The 9,592-nt window shown below is 73.5% G+C and carries 6 protein-coding genes; 4 read left to right on the top strand and 2 right to left on the bottom strand.

Annotation, left to right across the window (positions count from 1 at the left end; translation table 11 throughout):
* Nucleotides 1–136: 136 nt before the first annotated feature.
* Entirely contained in the window at nucleotides 137–2,077 is a 1,941-nt protein-coding gene (locus ACWDNY_RS30575) for an acyl-CoA dehydrogenase family protein (protein ID WP_451649059.1), read from the bottom strand.
* Nucleotides 2,078–2,764: 687 nt separating this feature from the next.
* Between ACWDNY_RS30575 and ACWDNY_RS30570 the strand changes: the two genes are divergently transcribed.
* The gene (locus tag ACWDNY_RS30570; protein WP_451649058.1) at nucleotides 2,765–4,198 is read left to right on the top strand and encodes a sugar transferase; all 1,434 of its coding nucleotides are present in this window, start codon (nucleotides 2,765–2,767) and stop codon (nucleotides 4,196–4,198) included.
* A gap of 53 nt (nucleotides 4,199–4,251) precedes the next feature.
* Here the strand turns inward: ACWDNY_RS30570 and ACWDNY_RS30565 are convergent, their stop codons facing one another.
* The gene (locus ACWDNY_RS30565) at nucleotides 4,252–5,220 is read right to left on the bottom strand and encodes a GDP-L-fucose synthase family protein (protein ID WP_451649057.1); all 969 of its coding nucleotides are present in this window, start codon (nucleotides 5,218–5,220) and stop codon (nucleotides 4,252–4,254) included.
* 117 nt (nucleotides 5,221–5,337) lie between these two features.
* Here ACWDNY_RS30565 and gmd point away from each other — a divergent pair, with 117 nt between their 5' ends.
* The 3 genes from gmd to ACWDNY_RS30550 all read left to right on the top strand — a co-directional run bounded on the left by gmd (nucleotide 5,338) and on the right by ACWDNY_RS30550 (nucleotide 9,560).
* Nucleotides 5,338–6,351 carry a GDP-mannose 4,6-dehydratase gene (gmd, locus tag ACWDNY_RS30560; protein ID WP_451649056.1) on the top strand — a complete coding sequence of 338 codons (1,014 nt, stop codon included), beginning with the start codon at nucleotides 5,338–5,340 and terminating at the stop codon, nucleotides 6,349–6,351.
* A 252-nt stretch (nucleotides 6,352–6,603) separates the two neighbouring features.
* Complete coding sequence (locus tag ACWDNY_RS30555; protein WP_451649055.1) at nucleotides 6,604–8,871, top strand: LamG-like jellyroll fold domain-containing protein; 2,268 nt, start codon at nucleotides 6,604–6,606, stop codon at nucleotides 8,869–8,871.
* A 14-nt stretch (nucleotides 8,872–8,885) separates the two neighbouring features.
* On the top strand, nucleotides 8,886–9,560 hold the full coding sequence (locus ACWDNY_RS30550) for a hypothetical protein (RefSeq protein ID WP_451649054.1): 675 nt from the start codon (nucleotides 8,886–8,888) through the stop codon (nucleotides 9,558–9,560).
* Nucleotides 9,561–9,592 lie beyond the last annotated feature (32 nt).

Genomic DNA, 9,592 nt, shown 5'->3' with positions numbered 1-9,592 from the left:
ACGGCCGCAGCGGCCGGGTGGCTGCCCCGCCGAGAGCACTGTGAACACGATGGGACACCTCGGCACGGCAGTGCCGCCCCGCCGCGGCCGGTGGTGCCCGGCGGTGCGGGAGCCGGACGGCCGGTGGTGCCGTTCCTCACCTGATGGGCCGGTGCACGTTCTCCCGCCGGCTCGGTCCGACGGGCGCGTCCGCGATCCAGGGGCCGTCGTCGGAGGGGTCGATGATGCCGTGTTCCAGCCACGTGTAGGCGCCGCCGAGGACGCCCTTGACCACCTTGCGGTCGAGGTCGTCGGTGTTGGTCCACAGCCGGTCGAAGAGTTCGGCCACGCGGATGCGGGCCTGGCGGCAGAAGGCGTCGGCGAGTTGGTAGGCCTCGCGTCCGTGGTCGCCCTGCTTGCGCAGGAGTTCGGCGCGGACGCAGGCGGCGCTCATCGCGAACAGTTCGGCGCCGATGTCGACGACGCGGCCGAGGAAGCCCTGCTTGGTCTCCATCCGGCCCTGCCAGCGGGACATGGCGTAGAAGGTCGAGCGGGCGAGCTTGCGGGCGTGGCGCTCGACGTACCGCAGGTGCGGGGACAGGTCGACGTGCCCGGCGGGGTGGAACTCGGCGTAGGAGTTCGGCAGCTGGCCGGGGCCGGTGACCAGTCTGGGCAGCCACTTGGCGTAGAAGACGCCGGCGTTCGCGCCCGCCCGGGCCTTGTCCTGGAGGCTCTTCTCGGGGTCGATGAGGTCGCCGGCGACCGAGAGGTGGGCGTCGACGGCCTCGCGGGCGATCAGCAGGTGCATGATCTCCGTGGAGCCCTCGAAGATGCGGTTGATGCGCAGGTCGCGCAGCATCTGCTCGGCGGGGACGGCGCGTTCGCCGCGGGCGGCGAGGGACTCGGCGGTCTCGAAGCCGCGGCCGCCGCGGATCTGGACCAGCTCGTCGGCCATGCGCCAGGCCATCTCGGAGCCGTAGAGCTTGGCGAGCGCGGCCTCGATCCGGATGTCGTTGCGGTTCTCGTCGGCCATCTGCGACGACAGGTCGAGGACGGCCTCCAGGGCGAAGGTCGTGGCGGCGATGAAGGCGATCTTCGAGCCGACGGCCTCGTGCAGGGCGACGGGCTTGCCCCACTGCTCGCGGGCCGCGGACCACTCGCGGGCGATCTTCAGGCACCACTTGCCGGCTCCGGCGCACATGGCGGGCAGCGACAGCCGGCCGGTGTTGAGGGTGGTGAGGGCGATCTTGAGGCCGGCGCCCTCCTCGCCGATGCGGTGGGAGGCCGGGACGCGGACCCGGTGGAAGCGGGTGACGCCGTTCTCGATGCCGCGCAGGCCCATGAAGGCGTTGCGGTTCTCGACGGTGACGCCCTCGGAGCCGGCCTCCACCACGAAGGCGGTGATGCCGCCCCTGTGGCCCTCGGACTTCGGCACCCGGGCCATGACGACGAGGAGGTCGGCGACCACCCCGTTGGTGGTCCACAGCTTGACGCCGTCGAGAACGTAGTCGTCCCCGTCCGGGACGGCGATGGTGGCCAGTCGCGCCGGGTCGGAGCCGACGTCGGGTTCGGTGAGCAGGAAGGCGGAGATGTCGGTGCGGGCGCAGCGCGGCAGGAACGTGTCCTTCTGCTCCTGGGTGCCGAACATCTTCAGCGGCTGCGGTACGCCGATCGACTGATGCGCGGACAGCAGGGCGCCGATCGCGGGGCTGGCCGAGCCGGCCAGGGCGAGGGCCTTGTTGTAGTAGACCTGGGTCAGGCCGAGGCCGCCGTACTTCGTGTCGATCTTCATGCCGAGCGCGCCGAGCTCCTTGAGCCCGGTGATGACGTCGTCCGGGATGCGCGCGTCGCGCTCGATCCGGGCGCCGTCGACCTTGGTCTCGCAGAAGTCGCGCAGTTTGGCGAGGAACTGCTCGCCGCGCTGCACCTCCTCGTCGGCCGGCAGTGGGTGGGGATGGATGAGGTCGAGCCGGAGGCGGCCGAGGAACAGCTCCTTGGCGAAGCTCGGTCTGCGCCAGTTCTGTTCCCGGGCGGCCTCCGCCACCTCACGCGCTTCGCGCTCGGTGACGGTGGGCTTGTTGGTCATCGGTGCGGACATGAGGCACACCTCGCCGCGAATAGGGTCCTTGAGGACGGTTCATTACTGACCGGTGCTACTGGATCGTATGTACCCGATGCCGGGCGGGCTCACCACCCCGCGCGTACGGTCGCGCGCAGTCCACCGTCTGTTTCGGCGTGGTTTCACCCGGCCTCGCCCGGCGTTGCCGTGAAGGCCAGTTGTCCACGTCTTCACCAGATTTCTGTGAATTCCTCGAAAACGCCAGTCGAGGCACACAGTTGTGTCATAGGGTCCTCGATCACTTGGGCACGTCCGTCCGGTGGGGAACGCGAGGGGCGGACGGGTCCGTGACGGCGACGTATGGCTGGGGGGCGCATGCGGGATGTCGGCGTGCCGGAATCTGCCGGGGAACCCGGGGCGGGAACGTCCCCGGACGTGGCGGCGACGGCCGGGGGGACGGCCGGATTGACGGGGCCGCCGGGGCCGCCGGCGGGCGAAACGGTTCACCGTACGGGGGCGGAGGCGGACGGTCCGGTGAGACCGGCGCCGGGCCGGGCGGGGCCGTCGGTGCGGACCCGGCCCGCGAGCCGGCCGCGGCAGGAGCAGCGGGCCCGGCGGGAGTCCCTGACCGGGCCGGAGACCCGGTCCCGGGCGGAGGTCCGCCCCCGCCCGGAGTACCGGCCCAGGGGCGGGCGTCCGGCGCGGTTACGGCCCTGCGGACACCTCTTGCCGCCGAAGGGCCGATCGGGTGACGGCAAGGCTCGCTGGTACCGGCCGCTCGCCGTCCTGGCCGACACCTGCGGCGTCGGCGTCCCGCTCGCGGCGGCTCTGGAGGCCGACGGTCAGGACGTGCCGCTGGTCGGCGGACTGGCCGGGGCCGGCATGTGGGCGGCCATCCGGGTGACGCGCCGCCGGTACTCCGCCCAGCGGCTCGGGGAGTCGTGGGGCGTGCTGGCCGCCCTGCGGGACTGGGTGCTGCTGGCCGGGATCCTCTCGCTCGTGCTGGTGCTGGTGGGCGTGCAGAACGGGCCGCGGCCCGCCCTCGCGCTGGCCGCGCTGGTCCCCGGCCTGGTCCTCACCGCGACGGTCGCGCCGCTGACGAGGCTGCACCTGAACCGGCAGCGGCACCAGGCACGGGCGGTGCGGCGGGCCCTGGTGGTGGGCGAGCCGGCCGCAGTGGACCAGGTCGTGGCCCGGCTCGCCTCCCGCACGGACCACGCGTACGTGGTGGTGGGCGTGCTGCCGGTCGGATCCCAGGCCGTGCAGTGCGGGATGCCGGCCGCGGGGCCGCTGCCCGCCGCGGCCGCGGACCGCGCGGGCGACGCGGACGCCGTGCTGCGGGCCGTCGCGGACTTCGGGGCGGACGTCGCCCTGGTGGTGCCGGGGACCCGGATGACCGGCGAGCGGCTGCGGCACGTGGCCTGGGCGCTGCACGGCGCCGGGCTGCAGCTGGCCGTGGTGCCGGGACTGGCGGAGGTGACGGAGGCGCGGGTGCGGCCCACCACGGCGGCCGGCCTGACCGTGCTCCAGGTGGCGCCGCCCGCGCAGCAGTCGGGACAGCCCTGGCTGAAATCGGTGCTGGACCGGCTGGGGGCGGCCGTGGGCCTGCTGGCGCTGGCGCCGGTCTTCGGCGTGCTGGCGCTGGCCGTGCGCTGCACCTCACCGGGGCCGGTGTTCCACCGGCAGACCCGCTGCGGGCTCGGCGGGACGCCGTTCACCATGTGGAAGTTCCGCTCGATGGTCGCCGACGCGGAGGCCCGCCGAGCCGAGCTCGCGCGCTCGGAGGCGAACCAGCACGACGGGCACATGTTCAAGATGCGCCGCGATCCGCGCGTCACCCCGCTCGGCGCCGTGCTGCGCCGGCTGTCCCTGGACGAGCTGCCGCAGCTCCTCAACGTCCTTCGCGGTGACATGTCCCTGATTGGCCCGCGGCCACCGCTGCCCGCCGAGGTGGCCCGCTACAGCCCGACCGAGCTGCGGCGCCTCGCCGTCAAGCCGGGCATGACCGGACTGTGGCAGGTCAGCGGGCGCTCGGACCTGTCGTGGGACGAGACGGTGGCGCTCGACCTCTGGTACGTCGACAACTGGTCGCTGGCCGCCGACGTGGAGATCATGACCCGCACCCTGCGCGCCGTCGTCGACGGCCGCGGGGCGTACTGATGCGCGCCGGCCCCGGGGCCCTGTCCGTGCGCCGGGCCCCGGGCGGCGCCACCTCAGCCGGACCGGTGCTCCAGCCACCACCGGTAGGTCGAGGCGATGCCGTCGCGCAGCGCGACGGCGGGCTTGAAGCCGAGCGCGGTCAGACGGGAGACGTCGAGCAGTTTGCGCGGCGTGCCGTCGGGTCTGCCCGTGTCCCAGACGATCTCGCCCTCGTAGCCCGTCACCTCCCGCACGATGCCGGCCAGTTCGCCGATCGGCAGGTCCTCGCCGCAGCCGATGTTGACCGGGCCGTCGCCGTCGTAGCGCTCCAGCAGCAGCACGCAGGCCGCGGCCACGTCGTCGACGTGCAGGAACTCCCGGCGCGGCGTGCCGGTGCCCCAGAGCACCACCTCGCTCGCGCCGGCCTCGCGAGCCTCGTGGAAGCGGCGGATCAGGGCGGGCAGCACGTGGGAGGTGGCCAGGTCGAAGTTGTCGCCGGGGCCGTAGAGGTTGGTGGGCATGGCGCTGATGTACGAGGCGCCGTACTGCCGGCGGTAGGACTGGATCTGGGTGATGCCGGCGATCTTGGCGATGGCGTAGGCCTCGTTGGTCGGCTCCAGCGGGCCGGTGAGCAGCGACTCCTCGCGGATCGGCTGCTCGGCGTGCTTGGGGTAGATGCAGGACGAGCCCAGGAACAGCAGCCGCGGCACGGCGGCGGTGTGCGCGCCGGCGATGACGCTCAGCTGAATCCGGAGGTTGTCCTCCAGGAACTGCACCGGGCGGGTGCTGTTGGCCATGATCCCGCCGACCCTGGCGGCGGCCAGCACGACGGCGTCCGGCCGGACGTCGCGCAGGAAGGCCTCGGTCCGTGCGGCGTCGCGCAGGTCGAGCTGCTCCCGGCCGCGGGTGATCACCTCGTGCCCGTCGGTTTCCAGCCGGCGGGCCACCGCGGACCCGACCAGGCCGCGGTGACCGGCGACGAACACGCGCGCAGGACGCGGGAGCAGCGGGGGCGTGGACTTGAGCGGAGCGTCAGCTGTCATGCGCGGATTGTGCCAGCGGCCGGCGCTCCCGGGGGACGTTCCGCAGGAAACCAGGTCAGAACACAGCAGGACTCACTGCGTCGCGCGGCCGACCGGTCGCGTCGAAGGGGGTAGTACATGGCCAAGTCGGCGCTCATCACCGGGGTGACCGGTCAGGACGGCTCGTATCTGGCGGAGCTGTTACTGGACAAGGGCTACATCGTGCACGGGCTGATCCGCCGTTCGTCGAGCTTCAACACCGAGCGGATCGACCACATCTACCAGGGCCCCGACCAGCCGGGACGGTCCTTCGTCCTGCACCACGCCGACCTGTCGGACGGGGTGGCGCTGGTGAACCTGCTGCGCGACCTGCGGCCCGACGAGGTGTACAACCTGGGTGCCCAGTCGCACGTCCGCGTCTCCTTCGACGCGCCGCTGTACACGGGCGACGTCACCGGGCTGAGCACGGTGCGGCTGCTGGAATCGGTGCGCGCCAGCGGCATCGAGACCCGGGTGTACCAGGCGTCGTCGTCGGAGATGTTCGGCGCGACACCTCCGCCGCAGAACGAGCGGACGCCGTTCCACCCGCGCAGCCCGTACGGCTGCGCGAAGGTGTTCGGCTACTGGACGACCGTCAACTACCGCGAGGCCTACGGCATGTTCGCGGTCAACGGCATCCTGTTCAACCACGAGTCGCCGCGCCGCGGTGAGACCTTCGTGACCAGGAAGATCACCCGTGCGGTCGCCCGTATCAAGGCCGGCCTGCAGAACCGTCTCCACCTGGGCAACCTCGACGCGGTACGCGACTGGGGGTACGCGCCGGAATACGTCGAGGCGATGTGGCGGATGCTCCAGCGCGACGAACCCGACGACTACGTGGTGGCCACCGGTGAGGCCGCGACCGTCCGCCAGTTCCTCGAGGTCGCCTTCTCCCACGTCGGCCTGGACTGGACCGAGTTCGTCCGCTACGACCCCAAGTACGAGCGGCCCAGCGAGGTCGACGCCCTGATCGGGGACGCCTCCAAGGCCGGGGAACTGCTCGGCTGGAAGCCCTCGGTGCGAGTGCGGGAACTCGCCCGGATCATGGTCGACGCCGACGTGGCCCGTCTGGAGAACGAGCTGGCGGGCACCGCCGTGCGGGTCGATCGGTGAGCGCCGCCCCCGCCGGGCCGCGGCGCGACCGCGCCGGCCGGCCGTGCCCGCCCTCCGTGCCGGACGGACGCCGCCGGGCCGGCGGTCACCGCCGCCGGACGGACGCCGGCCCCCTCTGATGCAGGTCCCCGCTCCGGCCGGGAGAGGGCCGGTCCCCTCCCCGGGCCGCCGCGGGCCCCACGACGCCCCCGCCCCAGGAACGCCCCCCACGCAGCGCACCAGGTACACCCGCTCGCACCGCTAGGAGACGTTATGCACGGCAGATCCACACTCCCCAGTCCGCCCAGGAGCAGGCCATCCCGACGGAGTCTCACCGCGCTCGCGCTCGCGTGCGCCGCTCCGCTGCTCTGCCTGCCGCTCACCGCCACCGACGCCGCCGCGCTCACCCCGCCGGTGGCACTGACCGCCGACGAGCTGCCGACCTGGCAGACGAACGGCGTCGTGTACGCCCTCGCCCAGTCCGGTGGCGTCGTGTTCGCCGGCGGCACCTTCTCCGCGATCAGGCCCGAGGGCGCCGCCGCGGGGGACGCCGCCGAGCAGCCGGCGGTGAACTTCGCCGCGTTCGACGCGGCGACCGGCGCGCCCACCGGCTGCTCCCTGTCGTTCACGGTCGGCAGCGGCACCGCGACCGTGCGGGCGCTCACGGTGTCGCCGGACGGCAGGACGCTCTACGCCGGCGGTTACTTCGGCGCGGTCAACGGCGTCGGCGCCGGCAGCCTCGTCGCGATCGACATCGCCACCTGCACCCCGCGCACCGACTTCCGCCCCTCGGTGCCGGCCACCGTGCGGGCGCTGTCCGCGACCGGCTCCACGGTGTACTTCGGCGGCGACTTCACCAGCGTCAACGGCACGGCCCGGCAGCGGTTCGCCGCGGTGGACACCTCCGGCGGCCTGACCCCCTGGACCGCGAACGCGGACGCTCCGGGGCGGGCGGTCGAGGTCACCGCGGACGGCGCCCACGTCGCGGTCGGCGGCGACTTCTTCACCGTCAACGGCAGCAACTCGCACGCCCTCGCCGTCACCGACGCCACGACCGGCGCGGTGACCCGGGCGTATCCGCGGGGGTTCTTCCCCGACACCTCCGTCGTCAAGGACATCACCGCCGACGCCTCGGGCGTCTACACCGCCAACGAGGGCACCGGCGGCGGCGTGTTCGACGGGCGGACGGCCTTCGAGCCGGACACCTTCGCGCAGCGCTGGCGCGACACCTGCCTGGGCGCCACGCAGGCACTCCAGCTCTACAAGGGCCTCGTCTACAGCGCCTCGCACGCCCACGACTGCTCCTCGATGGGCGAGTACCCCGACGGCCAGCGCCGCCACCTGCTGGCCGAGTCCACGCACGATCCGAAGCTCGTGGGCTGGGCCCCCGACACCAACGACGGCATCGGCGAGGGCATCGGTCCCCGCGTGTTCACGCTCGCGCCGAAGAACGGCACCGACTACCTCTGGGTGGGCGGCGAGTTCACCACCGTCAACGGCGGCGCCCAGCAGTCGCTGGCCCGGGTCTCCTCCGGTCCGGACACCGGCGCGCCGACCGTGCCGCAGACCCGGGTGGAGAGCATCGAGCCGGGCCGGGTCGCCGTCCACTGGCGCTCCAGCTTCGACACCGACGACAGCCGGCTGACCTACCGCGTCTACAAGGACGGCGCGACGACACCGGCGTACGAGGTGTCCGCGGACTCGCTGCCCTGGTCGCGCCCCCAGCTGACCTGGACGGACACCTCCGTCGCGGCGGGCGAGACCCACTCGTACCGCGTCTCCGTCACCGACGGCACGAACACCTCCGCCAAGTCCGCCGCCCAGTCGGTGCAGGTCGCCTCGGCCGCGGACGCCTACGCCGCGGGCGTCCGCGGCGACGGCGCCTCGCTGTACTGGCGCTTCAACGAGCCCTCGGGCGCCTACGCGGCCGACAGCTCCAGCGCCGACGACAGCGGCGTCCACTGGAACGCGCCGACGCAGGCCGTGCCGGACGGGGCGGCCGGCTCCGGCGCCTCGGTCGGCTACACCGGCGCCCAGAACGAATGGACGTACACCGACAAGGCGCACAGCACACCGTCGGCGTACTCGCTGGAGCTGTGGTTCAAGACGACGACCACCACCGGCGGCAAGCTGATCGGGTACGGCAACCGGGTGCAGCTGGTGTCCACCACCTACGACAAGCACGTCTACATGACCAACGGCGGTCAGCTCGTGTTCGGTGTGCACCCCGGCTCGGTGCGGACGATCAGCACCCTCCAGTCGTACAACAACGGCGCCTGGCACCACATGGTCGCGACCCAGGGTGCCGACGGCATGAAGCTGTACGTCGACGGCTCCCTGCGCGCCTCCAACTTCCTCGTCACCGGCAGCCAGCAGTTCACCGGCTACTGGAGGGTCGGCGGCGACGCCGTGAGCGGCTGGACCAACGCGCCGTCGAGCCGCGGCTTCACCGGCCGGATCGACGAGGTCGCCGTCTACGGCAAGGTGCTGTCGGCCGGCCAGGTGCTCGCGCACTACCGGCGCGGGACGGGCGCCCAGTGAGGCGGGGTGCGCTGGTGGCGCTGGGCCTCGTGTCCCTGCTGACCGCGTGCGGCCGCCCGGACGGGGACGGCCGGCACCCGGAGGCGGCCGACGCCGCCCCGCGCCCGGCCGCGGCCGCCGCGGCTCCGGCCGCCGGCCCCGCCGCGACGGCGTCCGGAGCGGCGTCCGGGCCGGCGTCCCAAAGGGCGCCGTCCGGGCCGGCCGCGTCCCGGCCGGCGGCGGGCACCGGGCAGGGCCCGCGGGCCACCGTGCCCGACAGCCGGCTCACCCCGGCCACCGGGTCGTTCACGAGGAAGGAGAAGAAGTACCTGTCCGGACGGGTGCCCGCGGGCACCGATCCGGCGGCGATCCTGCAGGCCGGGCAGGACACCTGCGACCGGCTCGCCTACACGGCGAAGATCGACCGGGACGCGGCCGTCGGCGCGGTCGTCGCCGGCGACATCAAAGGGGCGGAGGCCGCCGTGGACGGCCTCTGCCCGGAGCTGAAGCCGCTGGTCGCGGCTGCCGAGGGCGGGTACGCGGACGGCACCCACACCGCTCCCGCGCCCGGCACCTACCGGGCCCTGACCCCGTCGCCGGACTGCTCCTGGTCCCTGGACGGCACGTCGGGCACCCGGCACACGATCACCGTGCGGAAGGGCACGAGGACCCTCACGTCCAGCGGGTGCTACGCCTGGGCCCGCACCTGACCCCCCGCCGTGGGGCCGCCGGGCGGCGGCCC

The sequence above is a fragment of the Streptomyces sp. NPDC003697 genome, from assembly GCF_053587115.1.
Note: the sequence above shows the minus strand (reverse complement) of the source record. Positions and strands in the feature narration are given on the sequence as shown.